At 63.4% G+C, this 20,476-nt stretch carries 19 protein-coding genes; 10 read left to right on the plus strand and 9 right to left on the minus strand.

The features are described from left to right. The first annotated feature begins 181 nt into the window (after positions 1–181). The 8 genes from BGC09_RS00560 (at position 182) to BGC09_RS00600 (ending at position 7,562) form a co-directional block, all read left to right on the plus strand. Positions 182–871 carry an HAD family hydrolase gene (locus BGC09_RS00560; protein WP_069801245.1) on the plus strand — a complete coding sequence of 230 codons (690 nt, stop codon included), beginning with the start codon at positions 182–184 and terminating at the stop codon, positions 869–871. Between the two features lie 110 nt (positions 872–981). Beyond that, positions 982–1,563 carry a M67 family metallopeptidase gene (locus BGC09_RS00565; protein WP_084657785.1) on the plus strand — a complete coding sequence of 194 codons (582 nt, stop codon included), beginning with the start codon at positions 982–984 and terminating at the stop codon, positions 1,561–1,563. A 177-nt stretch (positions 1,564–1,740) separates the two neighbouring features. Next, positions 1,741–3,078, plus strand: coding sequence for a zinc ribbon domain-containing protein (locus BGC09_RS00575; protein ID WP_141727567.1), 1,338 nt, complete (start codon positions 1,741–1,743; stop codon positions 3,076–3,078). 343 nt (positions 3,079–3,421) lie between these two features. Continuing rightward, a complete protein-coding gene (locus BGC09_RS00580; RefSeq protein WP_069801249.1) occupies positions 3,422–4,708 on the plus strand; it encodes an adenylosuccinate synthase in 1,287 nt (428 codons plus the stop codon). Between the two features lie 75 nt (positions 4,709–4,783). Then, complete coding sequence (locus tag BGC09_RS00585) at positions 4,784–5,284, plus strand: YbaK/EbsC family protein (RefSeq protein WP_069801250.1); 501 nt, start codon at positions 4,784–4,786, stop codon at positions 5,282–5,284. 74 nt (positions 5,285–5,358) lie between these two features. Beyond that, on the plus strand, positions 5,359–5,835 hold the full coding sequence (locus BGC09_RS00590) for a flavin reductase family protein (protein ID WP_069801251.1): 477 nt from the start codon (positions 5,359–5,361) through the stop codon (positions 5,833–5,835). Positions 5,836–5,995: 160 nt separating this feature from the next. Next, positions 5,996–6,697, plus strand: coding sequence for an HIT family protein (locus BGC09_RS00595; RefSeq protein ID WP_069801252.1), 702 nt, complete (start codon positions 5,996–5,998; stop codon positions 6,695–6,697). Then, positions 6,666–7,562 carry an alpha/beta fold hydrolase gene (locus BGC09_RS00600; RefSeq protein WP_069801253.1) on the plus strand — a complete coding sequence of 299 codons (897 nt, stop codon included), beginning with the start codon at positions 6,666–6,668 and terminating at the stop codon, positions 7,560–7,562. The genes BGC09_RS00595 and BGC09_RS00600 overlap by 32 nt, the downstream gene beginning before the upstream one ends. 270 nt (positions 7,563–7,832) lie before the next feature. On the opposite strand, the gene BGC09_RS00605 is transcribed toward BGC09_RS00600, so the two are convergent. The 5 genes from BGC09_RS00605 to BGC09_RS00625 all read right to left on the minus strand — a co-directional run bounded on the left by BGC09_RS00605 (position 7,833) and on the right by BGC09_RS00625 (position 13,022). Then, positions 7,833–9,209 (minus strand): cytochrome P450, encoded by a 1,377-nt coding sequence (locus tag BGC09_RS00605; protein WP_084657786.1) that lies wholly within the window; start codon positions 9,207–9,209, stop codon positions 7,833–7,835. Positions 9,210–9,278: 69 nt separating this feature from the next. Then, complete coding sequence (locus BGC09_RS00610; protein WP_069801254.1) at positions 9,279–10,091, minus strand: alpha/beta fold hydrolase; 813 nt, start codon at positions 10,089–10,091, stop codon at positions 9,279–9,281. Positions 10,092–10,221: 130 nt separating this feature from the next. After that, entirely contained in the window at positions 10,222–10,815 is a 594-nt protein-coding gene (locus BGC09_RS00615; protein ID WP_069801255.1) for a TetR/AcrR family transcriptional regulator, read from the minus strand. Then, positions 10,815–11,633: an SDR family NAD(P)-dependent oxidoreductase gene (locus BGC09_RS00620; RefSeq protein ID WP_069801256.1), complete on the minus strand. Its 819-nt coding sequence runs from the start codon at positions 11,631–11,633 to the stop codon at positions 10,815–10,817. The genes BGC09_RS00615 and BGC09_RS00620 overlap by 1 nt, the downstream gene beginning before the upstream one ends. Before the next feature lie 33 nt (positions 11,634–11,666). After that, positions 11,667–13,022 (minus strand): flavin-containing monooxygenase, encoded by a 1,356-nt coding sequence (locus tag BGC09_RS00625; RefSeq protein ID WP_069801257.1) that lies wholly within the window; start codon positions 13,020–13,022, stop codon positions 11,667–11,669. Between the two features lie 330 nt (positions 13,023–13,352). Here BGC09_RS00625 and BGC09_RS00630 point away from each other — a divergent pair, with 330 nt between their 5' ends. Continuing rightward, on the plus strand, positions 13,353–14,213 hold the full coding sequence (locus tag BGC09_RS00630) for a 3-hydroxyacyl-CoA dehydrogenase family protein (RefSeq protein ID WP_069801258.1): 861 nt from the start codon (positions 13,353–13,355) through the stop codon (positions 14,211–14,213). A gap of 181 nt (positions 14,214–14,394) precedes the next feature. On the opposite strand, the gene BGC09_RS00635 is transcribed toward BGC09_RS00630, so the two are convergent. Beyond that, entirely contained in the window at positions 14,395–15,318 is a 924-nt protein-coding gene (locus tag BGC09_RS00635; protein ID WP_069801259.1) for a hypothetical protein, read from the minus strand. Between the two features lie 301 nt (positions 15,319–15,619). Here BGC09_RS00635 and BGC09_RS00645 point away from each other — a divergent pair, with 301 nt between their 5' ends. Continuing rightward, positions 15,620–16,495 carry an amidohydrolase family protein gene (locus tag BGC09_RS00645; protein ID WP_176728807.1) on the plus strand — a complete coding sequence of 292 codons (876 nt, stop codon included), beginning with the start codon at positions 15,620–15,622 and terminating at the stop codon, positions 16,493–16,495. Between the two features lie 76 nt (positions 16,496–16,571). On the opposite strand, the gene BGC09_RS00650 is transcribed toward BGC09_RS00645, so the two are convergent. The 3 genes from BGC09_RS00650 to BGC09_RS00660 all read right to left on the minus strand — a co-directional run bounded on the left by BGC09_RS00650 (position 16,572) and on the right by BGC09_RS00660 (position 20,360). After that, positions 16,572–18,011, minus strand: coding sequence for an N-acetylglucosamine kinase (locus BGC09_RS00650; protein ID WP_069801262.1), 1,440 nt, complete (start codon positions 18,009–18,011; stop codon positions 16,572–16,574). Between the two features lie 66 nt (positions 18,012–18,077). After that, positions 18,078–19,400: a family 4 glycosyl hydrolase gene (locus BGC09_RS00655; RefSeq protein ID WP_069801263.1), complete on the minus strand. Its 1,323-nt coding sequence runs from the start codon at positions 19,398–19,400 to the stop codon at positions 18,078–18,080. Between the two features lie 141 nt (positions 19,401–19,541). Beyond that, positions 19,542–20,360, minus strand: a complete 819-nt coding sequence (locus tag BGC09_RS00660; protein WP_069801264.1) for an SIR2 family NAD-dependent protein deacylase — start codon at positions 20,358–20,360, stop codon at positions 19,542–19,544. Positions 20,361–20,476: the final 116 nt, after the last annotated feature.

A 20,476-nucleotide genomic window follows, 5' to 3' on the forward strand; every position in this document is an offset into this window, starting at 1 on the left:
AGGGAGCAGGCAGCGAGGGCCGTCTCGTTGGAACCAGCAGGCCAGTTCGGGCGTACTACTCCTATCGGCGAGCATCCGAGGGGGCAGCCAGGCAGATGGGAGCTCAGCTCGTGCGCCGCTGGTAGGACGAGGGCCAGGTCTCATGCGAGGCCAGCAAGCCAGGTAAGGAGGAAAGGAAAGCATGTCCACGCTCGTCTTCTGGATCGACGTTGACAATACCCTGCTCAACAATGACCATGTCAAAGCCGAGCTCGAGCGCGAGCTGCGGGCAGTCCTCGGAGCAGCCTTGACGGAACGTTTCTGGAGCCTCTACGAAGCGGTGCGCCATGAGCGAGGCGTCGTCGATATTCCCCAGGCGCTGCGCCGGCTGCGGGCCGAGAGGTCGCAGCGGGAGTTACCGGAAGCGAGGTTTCAGCAAGCCTGTGACCTCTTCGAGCAGTACCCATTTGCGACAGCCCTTTATCCGGGGGCCCGGGAGGCGCTCGCGCACCTGAGCCAGCTTGGTCTCACCGTCATTGTCTCCGATGGTGACCATCTCTTCCAGGCAGAAAAGATCGTCAACAGCCATCTAGCCGAAGCTGTAGGGGGGCGTGTCCTCATCTATGATCACAAGGAGCGGCATCTTGAAGAGACCATGAGGCGTTACCCAGGCGAGCAGTATGTTGCCATCGACGATCGGCTTGACCTGCTGGCCGCCTGCAAGGTCCAGTTAGGGGAACGGCTGACCACGGTCTTTGTGCGTCAGGGAAGGCATGCGGAAGAGGGATTACGGCAGCCGGGACATTACCAGGCAGATAGGAGCGTCGAGGCCATTGGCCAGCTCTGTCATTACAGGGCCACGGATTTCCTGCCGGAGGGCCGGCCCCGCTAACGAGGGCGAGGGCCGGACTCACGAACAGAGGCTTGTCAGGGCAGGGGCGGTACTTTATCATCTGCAAGCGGAAGGGACAAGACAGTCAGCAGTCATAGAGGAGGAAAGACATGTCGCAGGAAGCGTGGAAGGCGAGGCCCGAGGCAGCCGGGAGAGGGAGGAGCACAGTGGTACTTCCCCGTGGAGTGCAGCGCGCGCTGCTAGACGACGTCTGGAGCCGGAGGAAGATAGAGGCCTGTGGGCTACTCCGAGGGGAAATTGATGCCCAGGGGAACTGGCATGTTGTCGCCGTGCACCCTCTCGCCAACATTGCCGAGTCGCCCGTCTCGTTCGAATTCGCGCCGGAGGATGTCCTGCAGGTGGAGCTCGCCTATCCGGGGCAGGTCATTGGAGTCTACCACAGCCATCCGGGGGGGCTGCGTGGGGCCAGCCGTACCGATCGCGAGACCATGCAGCGTGTCAACGGGGAGCAGCAGATCCCCTGGGTCTGGCTGATTCTCTGTGGGCCATTCACTGCCAGCCTGCCGTTGGCGGAAGCGAGTGCAGGCGATCGGGCAGCAGAGGAAGCCTGTGCCCGTTGGCTCTCAGAGCGGTTGCTGGCCTATTACCACGATCCCAGCGAGGGGCTGCGGCAGGTGGTTGCGGTCCTGGAGCCAGGTGTGCAGCCTCAGCGGGCTGAGCGGAGGGTGTGAGCGGAGTAGGGGGCACCGGGGGGGAGGAGAGAGGAGAGGGGCCATACGCTCACTCAAAAGGGGAAGTATCTGGCAAATTCCTGGCAGATCTGCTACACTCAGGGAGAAATCGCGAGAGGCTGGCTCACAAGCAAACAGGCAGCACTAACAGCGTTACCCAGGAGGATTACGGACTCAATGTCTCAATACAGTGTCTGTCCGCAGTGCGGCAGCCAGGTGGGGCCAGATGAGGCATTTTGTGGGCAGTGTGGTGCGGCGCTCACATCCCCGGGGTCGCCGGCGCAGCCGACGCAGATGACGGGAACGCCGCCCCCACCGGGGTCGAGGAGCGGACTCTTACAGGGCTACAGCCGGGGGGTCTCGCCGCCGCCCGGGCACTATCCGGCGGGGTCTGGGGGGGGGTCAGGCGCGGGCAGCGCGACGCCGGGTCCGCCCTCGCCCTGGGCGACCGAGCCGATGTCTAGCAGTGCGCTCGGTGGAGGGCCGCGGACGCCGGCGCCGAGCCAGCGAACAGAGTTCTATCAGGATGCGACGGAGGCGATGCCGGCGGCGGGGGCTGGATATGGGCAGCCTGGTCAGCCGCCCCAGGCGGAGTTTCCGGCGGCCCCTGGCTACCAGACGGGGTATCAAGGGCCGGCAGGAGGAGCCTATGGCACGGGGGTACAGCAACCCTACCCAGGGGCAGGCGCACCCTATCCTCCGACCATGCCGCCGTACCAGCCGGGGCAGACAGGTTTTGCCGGCCCCGGCACCTACCCGGGGACGGTCATGCCGGGGCAGACCTATGGCGGGGGATTTCCGCCACGTCCGCAGCCAGGCGGTGGTCCAGGCCCGAATCAGCGGAACACCTGGGTTGTCGTCACAGCTGTGGGGGCTGTGGTTGTGCTTTTCCTCATCATTTTACTTGGTGCCTTTGTCTGGATGCGGGGGGGGTCCCAGACGGGAGCGGGGCCGACGGCAACGGTCGCAACGGAGGCGAGTCCGACGCCCAGTCCGACGCCTAGCCCAACGCCGACGCCCAGTCCGACGCCCAGTCCGACCCCGACGCCCTCACCGGCAGTGTCACCGACGCCCCCGCCCAGCCCTGGCTTCGCCTGGTGTGATCAATGCCGCAACGAGGGCTTTACTACGCAGTATCCGCTCGGTTGGAGCCAAAGCTCCACACCTGACGGGACGGGAATTCGTTTCACCAGTCCCACCAGCAGCGAAATCACCGCCTCTTTTAAGGTGCCGGGGTCTACCAATCAGACGTCGGATCAATTGGTAGCCAGCGAGATTTCGCAGCTGTCAGGGGCAACCAATGTCAGCCCGACGACCACCACAACGATCGGCGGGACGACCTGGCGTACAGCTTCCGCTGACTATCAGCAGCAGAGCCAGGATCACATCCAGGTCTATGCCACTGTCTATCAAGGCAAGGCCTATCTGATCGAGATCCAGGCGCCGCACGATCAGTTTGATCAGATGAACACGCAGTATTTTGCGACTATGTTGGCAACATTCCAGTTTGTCTAAGCGAGAGGCTGCCAGGTCAGAGAAGCCACTCAGCCGGCTGAGCTAGCGGAGCTGGCGGAGCTGGCTGAGTGGACCGGGCAAGAGGAGAGCGAGGGAAGGGCAAGAGAGCGAGCGGTCTTGTCTGTGGGGTAGCCGAGGCTTGCTGGCAAGAAGGGCAGCGTGCGGGCTGGAGTGAGATGGAAGGTGGGGAGGTAGAGAGGCAACAGCGCAGTGTTGGTTCGGGGGCGCTCCAGGCGACTCCAGGCGGCCTGCGAGGTTGAGAAAGATGGGTTGGGGTGGTATCCTGGATACAGGAGAGCTTACGAGAGCAATCAGGAAGCAGAAGAAGAGGAAGAGCAGTGCTATGGCGGTAGTTGCAGTTATTGGCGCCCAGTGGGGGGATGAGGGGAAGGGAAAGATCGTCGATGAGCTGGCGGCGCGGGCGCACTTCGTCGTTCGCTACCAGGGAGGGAGCAACGCGGGTCATCGTGTTGTCCATGAGAAAGGAGAATTCGTCTTCCGTCTCATTCCCTCGGGGATTCTCTATCCGCAGACCTCCTGCATCATCGGCAACGGGGTCGTCGTTGACCCTCGCGGCCTGCTCGAGGAGATGGAGGAGCTGGAGCGGCAGGGGGTTGATATCTCGCGTCTCTCCATCAGCGAGCGGGCCCATGTGGTGATGCCCTACCACTTCCTGCTCGACCGGCTGGAAGAGGAGGCACGCGGTGAAGAGAAGATCGGCAGCACCCAGCGAGGGATCTCACCGGCCTATGTTGACAAGCATGCCCGCAGCGGCATCCGCATGGCCGACTTGCTCGATGTGGATGCCTTCCGAAGCAAGCTGGCCACGATCCTGCAGCAGAAGAACCGCATGATCACCCAGATCTATGGTCAGCCGCCGCTCTCGTTGGAGGAGATTCATGGCGAATACTTCCGTTATGGCCAGCGGCTGCGCCCCTATATTGCCGACACTCAGGCCATGCTGCATGAGGCGCTTTTCGAGCGCAAGACCATCCTGCTAGAGGGGGCGCAGGGGGCCCTGCTGGACGTTGACTTTGGCACCTATCCCTTTGTCACGGCCTCCTCGACGCTGGCGGCCAACGCGGCCAGTGGGGCGGGTTTGCCACCGCGTTCGATCGATCGTGTGGTTGGGGTCTACAAAGCCTATATCACGCGCGTGGGAAGCGGGCCGATGCCAACGGAGCTTTTCGACGATGCAGGGGAAGAGATGCGGCGCCGTGGTCACGAGTATGGGACCAACACCGGTCGAGCGCGGCGTTGTGGCTGGTTCGATGCGGTGGCAGGGCGCTTCGTTGCTCAGCTCAACGGTCTGGACGCGATGGTCATCACCAAGCTTGATGTCCTGGATACCTTTCCCACGATCAAGATCTGCACCGCCTATCGTCTCTATGGGAAGATCATCCACAGCCTGCCAGCCAATCTGAACGATCTGGCAGCCTGTGAGCCAGTCTATGAAGAACTTGAGGGCTGGCAGTGCAGCACCAGCGGCATCAGCGACTATGATGATCTTCCGCGTGCAGCCAGGCATTACCTGAAGCGTCTAGAGGAGTTGCTGGAGACGCCGATTGCCATGATCTCGGTCAGCCCTCAGCGTGGGCGCACAATCCAGCTACAGGATGTGCTGGCCTGAGCGAGAGGAGAGCGTTTCTCGCGCTTCGCTTCTGCCACGTCAGCAGGCAAGGAAGGAGAGACAGACGGAGGAGCAATGTCCACTGAGGAGTTTGCGCATCTGAGTCCAGCGGCGCGTCGTGTGCAGGAGGCGCTGACCGCGGGGGGCTTTCGCTGTGAAGTTGTCGAGCTGCCGACTTCGACGCGCACGGCCAGCGAAGCGGCGCGGGCCGTGGGCTGTGCCCTGGGGCAGATTGTCAAGTCGCTGGTCTTCCGCGGTCGAGAGAGCGGGCGTCCGATTCTGGTAGAAGCCAGCGGAGCCAACCGTGTCGATGAGGGGTGTCTGGGGGAACTGGTTGGCGAGCCGATCGAACGCGCCAATGCGGACTTTGTCAAAGAGCGGACGGGCTTCGCCATTGGTGGGGTGCCGCCCGTGGGGCATAAGGAGCCGCTAGAGACCTTTATCGATGAGGACCTGCTGCGCTATGAACGCATCTGGGCGGCTGCCGGTACGCCCTCGGCGCTCTTTGCCCTGACGCCTGCTGAGCTGCAGGCGATGACAGGGGGCCGGGTGGTGGCCATCAAGCAGCGGTCGTGATATGCTGAAGGGCAGGGCAAGGCGCCACGAGGTAACTACCCCACGCACGAGAAGAGGAGGAGCGTGCTGGTTTTATGGATCTGGCTGCCAAAAAACAGGTATTGCGCTTCTTTACCTACGGTCTGTATGCCGTGTCCTGTGCCGATGGAGGAGAAGTCAACGCCTTCACGGCTAACTGGTTGACACAAGTCTCCTTTGAGCCGCCGCTGATCGCCGTCTCGGTAGAGAACGACTCGCGGTCGTTGCCCATGATCCTGCGCAGTCGAGCCTTTGTGGTCAACGTGCTGCCGTCGGGGGCGCGCGAGCTGGCGGGCAAGCTCGGCAAATCGGCCCTGCGTGATCCGCGCAAGCTAGAGGGAGTGGCCTTTCATCCAGGACCAGGGGGCTGCCCGATCCTGGATGAGGCGCTAGGATGGCTTGCCTGTGAGGTACGGCACACCGTGCCTGCCGGCGACTCGACGCTGCTGGTGGCCGAGGTCGTAGGGGCCGGTCTGCAGCGGGAAGGGGCGCCCCTGACGATGGCCGAGACTGGTTTCCGCCACGCTGGCTGAGACCGACCGGAAAGGAGGGGGGGGAAGCCTCAGCCTCCTTCCTTCGTGGTGCGGGGAAGGAAGGAAGGTTCACGCCGGCCCAGGCCGCCACGGCTGGTCTGGGCCTACTGCTCGCCAGGCCAGGGGGTTACCCGTGACTCGAAAGAGGAGGAGCTCGTTGATGTCGTCACAGGATGCGGACCAGCAGTTCCAGGTTCCCGCGCCCAACGGGGACCGGCCCGGCCTTCCCTGTGTCTTTTGCGATCGTTCGTCCCTGACCACAGTTCTGCATGAGACGTCGGGCTTCCTGCTCGTTGCCGACCATGCACCGTTGGTTGAGGGGCATCTGCTCATCATACCGAAGGACCATTATGCCTGCTATGGTGCTGTGCCAGCGGGTCTGGATGAGGAGCTGCGAGCGCTCAAGCGTCTGGTCAGCCATTTTGCCGCGCGCTTCTACGCGCCGTTGCTCTTTTGGGAGCACGGTGTCTTTGGTCAGACAGTCTTTCATGCCCATCTGCATTGCATTCCCTTTGGCGTTGCCAGCTATAGGCATCGTCTTGAGCAGGTCGCGGAGATGGCTACCCCAGCGCGAGGGCAAGAGGAGATCCGTCACTGGTACCGTCAGCGGGGTCATTACTTCTATCTTGAAGACAGCCAGCAAGCGCTGCTCTTTCCCCCAGATCCGCGCTGCTACCGGGAGGTCATCTACGAAGTGCTCTGGAAGAGTCTCAGTCCTGAGCAGCAGCAGCGGGGCTGGCAGCGCAAGGAGGTGCGTCTGCAGGAAGGGGCCATGTGGCCGGAGGTCACGGCACGCAAGTGGGAGCAATTCTGTCGTGAGGAGAAGAGGCATGCCTACCCTGATCGAACCTGTGCGGGATGAACTCGTTGCTGTAGGTGAGCTACGTCTCCACGTTGTGCAGTGGGGGGAGGCAGGTCCACCAGTGGTCTGTCTGCATGGGCTGACGGCCAATGCCTTCTGTTTCCAGGCGTTAGCTGATGCTCTGGCCACGGACTATCGTGTCCTGGCCTATGACCTGCGCGGGCGAGGCAGAAGCGAGCGCCCAGCTCAGGGCTACAGTGTGCCGATCCATGCTACTGATCTCGACCGGCTGCTGACAGTCCTGGGTCTGGAGCGGGTGGCGCTGCTGGGGCACTCCCTGGGGGCCTTGATTGCCCTCTTCTATGCCGCCTGGCGTCCAGAGCGTGTCGGCAAGCTCATTCTTGTCGATGCCGGGGCGCCCCTGCCCTGGCGCACTCCCGAGGAGCAGCCAGCCTGGCTCAGCGCCTCGATTGCGCGTCTGGGAACGCCAGTCGCGTCCTTCGAGGAATACCGCCGGCGTTTGCAGGGGCTGCCCTTTCTGGGACCCTGGTGGAATGCGTATCTCGATCGCTATCTGGAGCACGATGTCGAGCGGCTGCCCGACGGGAGCGTGCGCTCGCGTGTCTTTCGGGAAGGCGTGCTGGAGGAGGGGAAGCGGGTGGAGGAGGCGCGTCCGGCGGATCAGTGGGAGCATGTGCAGGCTCCGACCCTGGTCCTGCGGGCGGGGGCAGGCATGTTTGCCCCAGATGATCAGTTGCTTTCCCGAGAGGCGGCTCGCGAGCTGGTGGCCCATCTTCCGCAGGCGCAGCTGATCGAGTTTCCGACACTCAACCACTACACCATCGTCTTCGGCATCGACCCTGGGCCGGCCCAGGCCATCCGGGCCTTTCTGGCAGGAGGTCTAGCAGCCCAGTCCGATCGCTAGAGGGGTGCAGTGCAGGCGCGTCCGGTCCGGGGTCTGGCGGGTTTTCCTTTCTTCTCTTCCAGGGCGGGGGGCCCCACCCTGGCAGCGCCTGGGCGGGCTGCAGGGTGGGGTATGTGAAGATGGTGGGGCAAGGTCAAGACAGCCAAGACAAGCCAGGACAAGCGGATGGAGGACAAAGAAGGGGAAAGGGAGCGTCCAGCCTGCGTGCTCTCCTGCATTTCCCGGCTCCTTTACCTCCGATACCTCCGATGTACAGGGTCTCCTGTCAGATCAGACTGTCACCGCGCTGCGCTGGTGCTGGTGCAGGCGCATGCGGATGCCGTAGCGCGGGCGGAGCGTCACCGCGGCCTCGGGTTCGATGCGCTGTCCCGGTACCAGTTCTGCCTCCCACGAGCGAATCAAGGTGGCCAGCACCAGCACGCCCTCCATCCAGGCAAACGGCTCCCCGACGCAGAGGCGAGGGCCGCCGCCGAAGGGGAAGTAGGCGAACTTCGGGCGAGCGGCGCGGGCCTCGGGGGTCCAGCGCTCTGGGAAGAAGCGCTCCGGCTCCGGGTAGAAGCGCGGGTCGCGGTGGACGACGTACTGACTCATGATGACGCGGGCCCCGGTAGGGATAGTCACGCCACGGATGTCGCAGTCGCGCATGGCCGTGCGGTCGATCCCCCAGGCAGGGGGGTAGAGGCGCATAGACTCTGCCAGCACCCACTCGGCGTAGGTCAGGCGCGGGAAATCGTCGGCGGTAGGCAAGCGGTCGCCGAGGACCTGGACGACCTCCTGGCGCAGGCGGGCGGCCACCTCGGGGTGCTGGGCTAAGAGGTACCAGGTCCAGGCCAGAGCGTTGGCAGTTGTCTCGTGGCCAGCCAGCAGCAGCGTTGTCATCTCATCGCGCAGCTGCTCGTCGCTCATGGCCCCCTCCTCGTCGTGGACCTCCAGCAGCCAGGAGAGCAGGTCGCCCTGGTCGCGCCCGCTGCGGCGGTGCTCCTCGATAATGCGGTAGATGACGCGATCCATCTCATCGCGGGCGCGGTAGAAGCGGCGGCGGATCGGCAGCGGTAGGAGTTCGAGCTGTTCGGCCCAGGGAGAGAGGCCGATCTTGATGAAAGCCTCCATAGCGACGGCCATCGCCTGACTGACGGTACTGGCCTCGCGCTCGACATCGACATTGAAGAGGGTTTTGCCGGCGATGACCAGGGTCAGGCGCATCATCTCCTCTGCCATATCGACGACCGTGCCATCCTGCCAGGAGCGGGCCAGGCGTGCGGCTTCCTCGACCATAGTGGTCGCGTAGGAGGCGATGCGCTGGCGGTGGAAAGCCGGCTGGATCAGCTTGCGCTGCCGTTTGTGGAAGTCGCCCTCGCTGGTCAGCAGGCCCTGACCGAGCATGCGGCTGGTCATCCGCACCCCCTGCCCTTTGTGGAAATTGGCATGTTGGACGACCAGCACCTCGCGGATATCTTCCGGGTGGCTCAGCAAAAAGATTTCCAGCGGGCCGCCCTTGACGTGGACCACATCGCCGTACTTGCGGGCGAGGCGAAGAAACGTGATCGGCAAATTGCGTCGCGAGAGTAAAGCCAGAATCTCCCGCAGATTGGGAGTGGCGGGCTGGCGGTGTTGTATCGGTGTCTCAGGCGCGTGCGCTTGCACCATAGAGAGCGATTCCCCCTTTCCCAGAGACAGACAGACGGTCAGATGGTGTGACGACTCCGGCTCAGGCAGTCAAGGCTGGCGAGACAGACGGCTGGTGCCTGGTAGCGTGGCGGGCGCAGGAGCCAGCTCGCCGACCTCCTGGCCCTTAAGAAAGGCCAGGAGGGCCTGATTGAAGAGCTGTGGCTGATCATACATACAAATGTGATTGGCGCGCTCGATTACGTAGAGACGTGCCTGCGGAATGGCGGCATGGAGCTGGTGCCCGAAGGAGAGCGGGACCAGGTCGTCCTTGGCGCCCCAGATGAGCAGTGTTGGAGTGCGCAGCGTTGGGAGGAGCGGGCGAGCGTCCAGGGCCACGATCTGGTGGGCAGCGCGCAGGATCATCAGGGTGCCGGCGCGGGCCCCATCGTAGAGTAAGGTTGGCCAGAAGGCCGGCGTTGTGCGTGCCAGAGCCAGAGCCGTGGGCCAGAGGAGCTGCGCCACCGAGCGCTCAAAAGGGATGCCGATGGAGGCCACCAGCACCAGGCGCTTGACCTGCTCAGGGCGTTGGGCGGCCAGGGCCAGAGAGACGTAGCCTCCCATCGAGTGGCCGACCAGTGAGAAGGTATCGAGACCGAGCGTCTGGCAGAGGCGGTCAAGCCACTGGGGGGCGCGCAACAGATGAAACTGGCGCCGAAAGCGCCGCATGGCGCCGAAGCCAGGCAGGTCGACCAGGTAGACGCGATAGTGCTGGGCGATGGCAGGAATGTTTCTGGCCCACCATTTGGTGGAGCCAGAGAGGCCGTGGACAAAAACCACCGGCTCGCCATCGCCGGCGTACTCGTAGCGCACCGGGATGCCATCGACAGTGACGACCTGACTGCGTGTCTGAAAGGCGGCCATTGCCCATTTCCCTCCTCTGTGGTTTGCAAGCAAGCGAAAAGAGTCGCGCGAGTGCCTGGATGCAGGTGAGCGGAGCGGGGCCAGCGGCCTTCGCGCCTGGCCCTGGCCTCTCCCGCCGTGTCCCGTCCCGTCAGCGCGAAGAGCTACCCAGCTCGTGCAAGCTATTGATTGTCGCCAGTAGGGTGCGAATCGCCAGCTCGGCGAGCTGCTCCTTGCTCAGCTGCCGTTCCTCCAACCAGACGAGGCTGAGGGCTTCAACAAAGCCGACCCAGCCGGTGATGGCCAGGCGCAGTGCGGGCAGGTGGCGCTCGCTCTCCGGCAGGCCCTGCAAGACGCGCTCGACGTAGGTTTGCCGCACGTGGTTGAGGATGGCCGCGACCTCGGGATCGACGCCGACGCCGCCGCGTAGTAAGGCGACGTAGGTGCGTGCATACATCTCTGCGAAGGTGAAGTAGGCCAGCAGGCCGACGCGCAGGCGTTCCAGCGGCTCCAGGGAGTCATCCGGCTCGGTCAGCTCCAGCAGCTGGCTGGTGCTGTGGCGAAGCACAGCCAGGTAGAAATCGTGCTTCGTCGGGAAGTAGTAGTAGAGCAGGCCCTTGGAGATGTTGGCGACGGCGGCGATGTCGTCGATGGCCACTTCATCGTAGGAGTGTCTGCTAAAGAGATCCAGGCCGACCTCAATGAGCCGCTCGCGGCGTGTTTTGCGTTTCTGCTTGTGAAGCATCAGGTTATCCCCCAGCGCTTGATCATGCTCCGGGCCAGCGGCGAGCGGTCGTAGCGATGGGCACGAGCCAGGCGGCGCAGGCGGAGTAGAATCACCAGGTCGACGAGGGCAGGCAAGTGCCGTGCCAGGCCAATCTCCAGAGCGCCCAGGCGTGTGGTAGCCACATCGCGGCGCACGCGCCCGCGGCAACAGCGTACAATGGTCCGCACGACGGCCTCGAGCGGCTCCTCGCGTACCAGGTCGGCCAGGGAGAGGCCGGCGGCCTCGGAGGCGGCGTGGATGGGCGTGCGGACGTAGCCCGGGTAGACAGTGGTGACGCCGATCTGGCTGCCATATTCCATGCGTAGGGCGTCCGACCAGGCCGCCAGGGCGCGCTTGCTGGCGGCGTAGGCTGAGGCAAAGGGGACCGTGGCGAAAGCCAGACCGGAAGCCACATTGATGACGCGCCCATGCGACGCCAACAAGGCCGGCAAGGCATAGGCCGTCACTGTCCAGGGGCCAAGCAGGTTGACCTCGAGGGTGAGGGCGACATCCTCGCTCGGCGGGGCGCCCGCGTCCTGGGGAAGGCCGATGCCGGCGAGGTTGATGAGAAGATCCAGCCCTCCCAGCTCATTGATGGCCTGGGCGACCGCGCGCTCAACGGCCTCGCTGCTGGTGACGTCGGCCTGAATGATGTCTTCGCCGCCGCGCCGATCCAGGCCGATGACGCGCGCTCCTTGCCGGCGTAGCTCAGCCGCGGTGGCACTGCCGATGGCCCCTGCGGCGCCAGTGATCAGTACCCGCTTGCCGACCAATGGGCCACGCTGGTGGCTTTGCATGGTATTCCTCCCTCCGTGCTGCTGGCCAGCCTGTCAGGACTGGCTGGCATGGCCGGTGGCGGGCACGGCGTAGCCAGGTGTGGTCTCGGTAGCGGGCTGCGGCTGGCTCTGGTCGCGGCTGAGGTCCCCAGGCCGGCTACCGCGAGGGGCCAGGCGCTGGAGCCGACGGCGCAGGCGCTCGATGGAGCGCATGGTTTCCTGGACGCCGACCAGGTAGTGGGCCGAAGGCGGTTCCCAGCGGGCCACGAGGTTGGCGAGGGGAGCATCCAGTCGCTCCTGACAGCGGATCAGCTCGACGAGCAGGCGAGCGCCGCGACTGATGAGCGGGCCAGCTCCGCCGCGGGGTTGCAGCAGGCCGAAGATGTAGAGATTGGCCAGGTCGGGGGCCATCAGGTGCGCTACCAGGCGAGGATAGCCGTGCTCCCAGGTGAAGAGCTTGTGGTCAAGGAAGGGGAAGGAGACGTTGAAGCCGGTGGCCCAGACGATGGTGTCAAACTCCTGGCTACTGCCATCGACAAAATGAACCTGCTTGCCGTCCAGGCGGGCAATGTCAGGCTTGGGCTGGATCAGGCCGTGACGGATGAAGTAGAGGAGCTGGGAGTTGACGATCGGGTGGCGGTCGAAGAGATCATGGTCCGGCTTGGGGAGACCATAGCGTGAGTTGGGACCGACAATGAGCGCCAGGGCAGCTTTGATGATGCCTTTCTGGAGCCAGAGCGGCATCCAGGGCATTTCCATTTCAGCTACGGGGATGCCGGCAATGGTCTTGGGCAGGAAGTAGTAGCCACGGCGCATGGAGATGGCAACCTCTTTGATGCGCTTGCTGAGGGCCGCTTCGACGGCGATGTCACAGCCGGAGTTGCCGGCCCCGACGACGAGGACACGCTCCCCTTCGAAGTCGTCGGCGTTTTTGTAGTCCTTGGAGTGGAGCGTCTTGCCGTTGAAGCTCCCTGGATAGTGGGGGATGCGCCGGTCCCAATGGTGGCCATTCGCTACGATGACACCGCGATATTCCAGGCTGCGCCCATCGTCCAGGGTGACGCGCCAGCCGCTGAGGCCGCGGGGGTCAAGCGGCTCGATGCGTTCGACGCGACGCCCGAATTGAATGAAGCGCCGGAGCCCGTAGTGGTCGGCGTAGGATCGCAGGTAGTCAAGCACCTGCTGCCGACTGGGAAAGTCAGGATAGCTGGCCGGCATGGGGTACTCTTCGTAGCCGGTGCTGTTGCGTGAGGAGATGATGTGCGTTGCATCGTAGACGCCGTTGAGCCAGTTGCCACCGACGTCGTCGTTCTTCTCGAAAATGTCGAAGGCGACACCAGCCTCCTGGAAGGCGCGGGCAATGCCCAAACCTGAGTAGCCAGCGCCGATGATGCAGTAGCGCGATGCCATGCGTGTTCCTCCTTTGGTGGTGACGGCTTGCTGCGCCGGTCAACCCCTTGACCGGTCCGGTCCAGGCTGGGCCGGGCCGAACCGAGCGTCAGGCCGTTCTCCTGTTCGTTCCACGCTCGCTCGGCCCGTCTGTGCCCTGCCCACTATTGAATATAGTTCAAATTTGACCAAAAGTCAAGAAGGATTGGGCCTTGTCTCGGAACCGGGGCGCAGTGCTATAGTAGGTGGGGGGTCGGGTGGGCACGCAGCCGGCTCTGCGGTGGTTGCTGGGTGGCCGGCTGCTGGGTGGTACTTGCCTTGCTTGTTTTGGATGAAAGGAGGAAAGCCTTCATGGCGCTGACAACGATTCGCTGCGTTGGTGTCGTTGGTTGCGGCCTGATGGGCAGTGGTATTGCCCAGACATGTGTGCAGGCCGGTTATGAGGTTGTGGTGCGTGAGGTCAATGAGGAGTTGTTGCAGAAGGGTCTCGGGCGCATCGCTGAAGCCTGGGAGATGTTGGTGAGTAAGGGTAAGATTTCCCGTGAGCAGGCTGAGGAGTTTCGCGGACGCTTGCGCGGGACGCTCGCGGTGGAGGAGCTGGCCGCTTGCGATCTGGTGATCGAGGCGGTCGTGGAGCGTATGGAGGAGAAGCTGCGGCTCTTTACGGCCTTGGATCGCTTGCTCAAGCCAGAGGCGCTGATTGTGTCGAATACCTCTTCGCTGAGTGTGACGCAGATGGCGGCGGTGACGCGGCGCCCGCAGCAGGTCTGTGGGTTGCATTTCTTTAATCCGGCCCCGGTGATGAAGCTGGTTGAGGTTGTCAGGCCGATTACTGCCTCGGATGAGACGATTGAGACGGTGCGTCGCTTTGCGGAGTCGCTGGGGAAGACGCCGGTGCTGGCGAAGGATACCGCCGGTTTCATTGTGAATTTCTTGCTCATTCCTTATTTGCTCTCAGCCATCCGTATGCTGGAGAGCGGGATGGCCTCGCGCGATGATATCGATACGGCCATGAGGCTGGGGTGTGGCTATCCGATGGGGCCGTTTACGTTGTTGGATTATGTGGGCCTTGATACGACTTTGTGGGCGGCAGAGGCGATCTATGAGGAGTATAAGGAGCCGCTCTATGCGCCGCCGCCTCTGCTGCGTCGGATGGTGGCGGCGGGGATGTTAGGCCGCAAGAGTGGGCGCGGCTTCTACGAATATTCCTGACCCTGACGCGCTTCTGCCCGTCCGTGCCTGGGGGTGGGTCTGGTTGTGTGGCTGTGGCCGGGGTCGGTGGCCAGCTGCTGGTAGACAGACTGGCCACTGCTGCTTGTTAGGGGACCACCGTGGGAGGGAGGGAAGGGGGGAGGAAGGAAGGCGAGCGGGGGCGCCTGCCTGGGTGGTCCCTTCAGTCCTCTTCTTCGTGCTCGTCCTCTTCGGCCAGAGAGACGTGTGGTTCTGGCCCTGGGGGGGTGCCTGCGTGATGGGGCTGACGGCTGCTGGGGTGTGCGCGCTCGAGGGGCAGGTGCTGATGGTGGTAGAGGCGGTTCGAGAGCAGCGCGTGGTTGGCTGTCATGGCGACCTGGAGGGATTCGACGAGCTGCTCTAGCCGTTCGATGCTCTGGAAGACTTGCTGGAAGGCGGCCTGGTTGCCGTGGTAGGGTTCAACGGCGCTGCTGGCGCTGCTGCTGCGCTGGACGGTCAGGTGTTGCTCCCAGTTCCTGGCCAGCTCGTGTAGGGCGCTGTAGAGACGCTCCAGGCGTTCGTCGAGGGCCCTGCCGATGGCTTCCATGAGGTCGTCCCAGGAGAGTTCGGTCTGGACTTCGATGGCTTCGGCTTCGGCTTCGGGCGGGGGAGGTGAGGCTGGCTCTTCTCCATCGCTGGCGCCAGGCTCGGCAGCGTCGGGGCCGCCGGGCGCGTTCTCGCTGGCACTGGGGGCTGGGGGCTGCTGGTGTTGGTTGAGCAGTTGGTTGAGCAGTTGCTCGATGCCCATCAGTTGGGCAGCCAGCAGACGGTCGAGCGTGCTCTCGATGTGCTGTTGCTGCTGGTGCTGGCGTTGCTCGATTTCGTGACCCAGGGCTTGCGTCAGTCGCGTCTGTTGGGTGCCGAGCTTTTGGCTGAGGGCGATGTTGAGTTCGTTCTGTTGGTCGTTGAGCTTGTGGGTCAGGCTGCGAAGCAGCTCCTGCTGGAGCTGGTTGAGGCGCTGCTCGAAGTCGCGGCTCAGGGTGCTGAGGCGCTGCTCGAAGCTCCGTTCCATCTCCTGCCGGTGGATGGTCAGGCGGCGCTCGAGTATGGTGTTGAAGGATTGCAGTTCATCTTCGGTGAACGACATAGCCACGTCCCTTTTGTTCTTCCTGGGTGAGCCTGCAGACAAGTATAGGGGGAGTGGGGGCGATTGTCAATTCAGTGGATGGTGGGCCTGCCCAGCGCTCTCAACGGGCAGGGCGGGCAGCCACCGGGCTGTTTGGGAAGACTGTCTGCTTGCAGTGTGTCAGTCGCTTCCTGACCAGGCCAGGCCGGGTGGTGGCATGGGGTGGCTCTGCCCTGTGTTACAATGAGGGGGAAGGCTGGCAGACGCGCTGCGCTGCGCTGCGGCTGCGCCAGAGTATTCAGTGATGAGGTGTATGCAGGCCATGCCACGTGCTATTGATTTTCATGTGCATCTGCCGACGACTGAGTTTATCCAGGTGACGCTTGGTCCTTATGCCAGGGCCGCTGAGCGCTTTTTCCGGACGGAGGTCAAGCTGAAGGATATTGAGCAGCTGGCCGCTGATTATGCTGCGGTGGATATGGTCGGGGTGCTGCTGGCCTGGGATGCTGAGACGGCGACCGGTCTACCTCCCCTGGGCAACGATTATGTGGCGGCGATTGTGCAGCGCTATCCCCAGCAGTTCATTGGCTTCGCGAGCGTCGATCCCCATAAGGGGAAGGCGGCAGTGAAGGAGGTCGAGCGGGCTATTAAGGACTTGGGCCTGGCTGGGGTGAAGTTCCATCCTGGTGTGCAGGCGTTCTATCCTCATGATCGGGCCTTCTATCCGCTGATGGAGAAGATTCAGGAGCTGGGGGTGCCCGCTCTCTTCCATACAGGGACGAATGGCCTGGGCGCCGGAGTGCCGGGGGGGATGGGGATTAAGCTCGATTATACGCGCCCGATTTATTTGGATGCGCTGGCCGCCGATTTCCCCGGCTTGACGATTATTGGGGCCCATCCTTCTTGGCCCTGGCATGATGAGATGATTGCTGTTCTGCAGCATAAGGCTAATGTCTATAACGATCTGTCTGGCTGGTCCCCCAAGTATATCCCTCAGTCGTTGCTACGTGAGGCTGCTACCCGCCTGCAGGATCGTATTCTCTTCGGTTCCGACTATCCTTTTATTACACCGCAGCGCTGGCTGCGCGATTTCGAGGCCCTCGACTTTTTCTCTCCCGAGGTGCGCGAGAAAATTCTGTGGCGCAATGCTCAGAAGCTGCTCGCTCATACGGCGGTAGCGCATATGCACTTTGGCTGACCGCTGTCGCTCCTCTCTGGGAAGGGGCATGCTCGTGTAACTCCTGTAACTCCTGGGTCTCTCGCCCGTATATCTCTCAGTGTTGTTTCGTTTCCCCTTTGGAGCCAGAGAAGGAGGTACCCTTGGGATGATGTCTCGACAGGAGGGCGAGGCTTTCCGTGAGATCCCCTACGGACACTATGCAGGGGAGCCGCAGCCTGCTGGTTCTGGTAGCGAGCCTGAGTCGCGTCTGGTCGGAGAGCCTTCGAAGGTCTATCCGCCTCGGGCAGAGCAGGTCAATCTTTTTCGCTTCTTGGTCGTTTTGATGGCAATGGTGACGATCCTCGCTCTGGCGGTGATCTGTCTGATCATTGTGGGTGGCACCATGCCCTGGCTCAGCTTCGGTGCTGGTTCCTTTACTGTTTTCCTGGTCACGGTCGTGGCCCTGGATAAGATTAAGTAGGGTCTTTCCGTCGGCTCTGGCGTTGGTGTGCAGGTCGTGCAGGTCAGTCGAGGGTGTCGAAGAAGCTGGCTGGTGGTAGCGTTGGGACGAGGCGCGAGATGAGCTGCTCGTTGATGGGCTGGCCGGCCAGCTCCAGGGCACTGAAGAGGACGCAACAACCGGTTCGAAGCGGGGGCGGATAGGCTGCGCCTGCGGTGAGCGGCTGTGGACGCGGGCAATGATGGCCTCGGCCAGCAGGGGGGAGGGATGGCGCAGGACGCCGCCAGCCAGTACCAGAGGGAAAGGCTGTCCTTCGAGGCCGACGCGCCGGGCCGCAACGTTGGCGAAGTCTCCCAGGGCGCTGCCGTGCTCGCTGACCAGGCGGCGAGCGGTGCGGTCGCCGGCCTCTGCTTCGTCGAGGAGGGCTGCTGCTAGTCCCCCAGGCGGGCGAGTTTCCTGGGGCAAGCGCGCGCTGAGGCGATGGAGGACCTCTTCGACGCTGCTGGCGCCGAAGTAGGCCAGGACGCGCTCGCGTAGGGTGGTGGGTGGACTGATGCCGAGTTCGGCGTGAAAGACGGCGGTCAGGACCTGCTGGCCGAGATGGCTGGCTCCCTGGACGCTGTCCTGCCAGTGGCTGGAGTGCCAGGTGCGTCCGTCTGGCCCTCTGGCTCCGGTGGCGGCTCCGGTGCCGCAGATAACAGAGACGCCGCTGTTGGTCAGGCTTCCCATGCAGGCGGCGTGGAGTACCCCAAGGGCATCGTTCTGTATGAGCAGCCGTTGCCCGTAGCCTCTGGCTCTCATGGCCCTCTCCAGAAGGGCAAAGTCTTCTGGCCAGTCGGCCCCGGCCATGTTGAAGATGGCGGCCTCCAGGTCTGTGGGGCGGGCCTCGGCTTGCCTGAGAGCGGTTTCGACGGCTCGTTCGATTTCGAGCAGGGCCGCGGGCTCGTGGGGGCTGGCTCGCTCCTCTGGGGGAATGTGGTAGATGTCGCCGCAGCCGGCACGTCCGTAACCGCGGATCTGGCCGTCAAGGGTGGCTACCAGGGCCAGGGTTTTGGTGTTGCCGCCGTCGACCGCCAGGACGCAGTTTCTTCTCATCGTTTTTCTCCTGCCTTCCTTTCCTTTCCCTTCTCTTCTTTCCGGGTGAGTTGCTCCATCGCTGGTCTAGTGCAGAAGGCGCTCTGGCAGGTAGGCGCGATGGGCAGCGGCCATTTCGTCGTAGAGGGCTTCGGCCTTGCTCAGGGAGAGAACCAGGGGATGGCTGGCCAGGGCGCGGATGGCGTCGCGCCGGTTGCCTCGCCAGGCTGCTTCTGCGGTCAGGGCCTGGTATTCGGCGAGTTGACCGATGAGGCCCCGCAGGTGGGCCGGCAGTGGCTCGTGGATGAGGGGGGTGACGCCCTGGCGGTCGACATAGCCGACGATTTCGACCACGCGGTCGTCGGGCAGCCCCGGCAGGGCACCCCGGTTGGGAACGTTGACGTACCAGAGTTCGCCGCGGTCGTTGTAGATGGCGTCCATGACGTCGATGGCTAGCTCGAGTTCGTGGAGGCCGCCGCGCGAGCGTGCCGGGTCGAGGACTGGGACCTCGCGCTCGGCTTGCTCTCGGTAGTGGGCCCAGTAGCTGGGAACGCTGGCCATGATGTCCTGGGCGCGCGTCGTTGGCTTGGCCTGCAGTTCGGCCAGCAGTTCGTCCTTGTAGTAATAGTACTGCAAGTAGTGGTTGGGAAGGGCCTGCATGCTCACAGCCAGGTGTAGTTGTCGCAGCGTGTAGCGCAGCTCAGGGTCGGAGCTGGTTTCGCCTTCGGGATGTGCACGCCGCAGTCGCTCGTAGGTTTCTTCCAGCAGTGGCAGGAGGTTCTGTCCGTCGTAGCGTGCGTTGAGGCCCCAGGAGCCGTGGTTGAGACCGCGAAAGCGCACGCTGAGCCGGGCCGGGTCCAGCCCGGCGTAGCGCGCAAAGCGGGCGGCGTCCATGATCGGGCCTTCGCAGAAGGAGATGGTGGGAATGGCGCTGTGGTGGGTGACGGCTTCTGAGATGATGTTGATCGGGTTGGTGTAGTTGAAGAGGCGGGCCTGTGGGCAGACGGCTTCCATGTCGGCGATGATCTCTTGCATGACGGCCATGCTGCGCAGGGCCATGAAGAAGCCGCCAGGTCCCTGGGTTTCCTGGCCGATGATGCCGTGCTTGAGTGGGATGCTTTCGTCAAGGTGCCGCGCTTCAAAGCCGCCTGGTCGGTAGCTGGTGAGTACGGCGTCGCAGTCGCGCAGCCCGGCTCGCCGGTCCGTGGTGCTGCTGATGGTGAGATCCAGGCCGCGGGCCTGGGCCAGTCTGCGGGCAATAGTGTGTACGATCTTCAGGTGTTCTTCGTTGAGGTCGATCAGGACGATCTCGGAGCCGTTGAAGTTCTCTCCTTGGGCAATGAAGGAGGCGAGTGTGCCGGCGGCTCGGGTGCTGCCTCCTCCGATGTAGGCAAGTTTGATGCGGGCCACGATTCGCTTTGTTCCTCCCCTGGGCTGGAACTGATCTAGACAACTAGATGATTCTAGTATACACTCTCTTGTCCAGCTTCTTGGGTCTCAGGCCAGTTCCCCTGGCTGAGTCGCGGCCACGATGGCCGCGACTCGTCTCACTCAGTTGTTTTCGTGGCGGTCGGCTGGCTGATCAGGGTCGGTGGTGCTTTGCCAGACAGCGCTGATCAGGGTGGGGAGTATCTCGCCTGCCTTGCCGCGCAGGTCGTAGAGTCGGCTTGATTTGAGGCCGTAGCTGGTCTCTTCTTGCAGCAGTGGTGTCGCTTCGGGGTTGATGACGGCTACTGTTGCTCCTGCCCGCAGGGCGGTGTGGGGGAGCGAGGCGGCTGGCTCGACGATGCCCGAGGTGCCGACGACGAGGAGGACGTCGCAGCTGAGCACGGCCTGCAGTGCCTGGTAATAGGTGTGTTCGGGTAGCAGTTCGCCGAACCAGACGACGTCTGGTCGCAGGTAGCTGCCGCACTGTGGACAGCGTGGGGGGATCTCTTCTTCGCTGGTTGTCTCTGGGGGATCGACTGGGTGACCCTGGGCGAAGCATTTGCTGCGGAAGAGGTTCCCGTGCAGTTCAAGGACGCGGCTGCTGCCGGCGCGTTGGTGCAGTCCGTCAACGTTTTGGGTGATGATGGTGACTTCTTCTACGTAGCGTTCCATTGCAGCCAGGGCACGGTGGCCGGCATTGGGTTGAGCGGTGGCGGCTTGCTGGCGCCGCTCGGCGTACCATTCCCAGACGCGATGTGGGTTGTGTTCGAAGGCTTCGCGTGTCGCCAGTTCCTCTGGCTTGAAGCGTGTCCAGAGGCCGCTGGTGGCGTCGCGGAAGGTGGGGATGCCGCTCTCGGCTGAGATTCCTGCCCCTGTCAGGGCAGCGATCCGTCTGGCCTGGCGCAGTGCCTGGCGGAGTTCATGAGGGATGTTTTGCTCCATGTCTCTCTTTGCCTGCTTGCTTCCTTTTGGCTTGCCTGGGGCTGTGGTGGGACTCTTCTCTTCTTTTTGTTTCTGCCCCTTACCTTTCCCTTGCTCTGTTTCCGCCATATCATACT

It is taken from the genome of Thermogemmatispora onikobensis, from assembly GCF_001748285.1.
Classification (GTDB): Bacteria; Chloroflexota; Ktedonobacteria; order Ktedonobacterales; family Ktedonobacteraceae; genus Thermogemmatispora; species Thermogemmatispora onikobensis.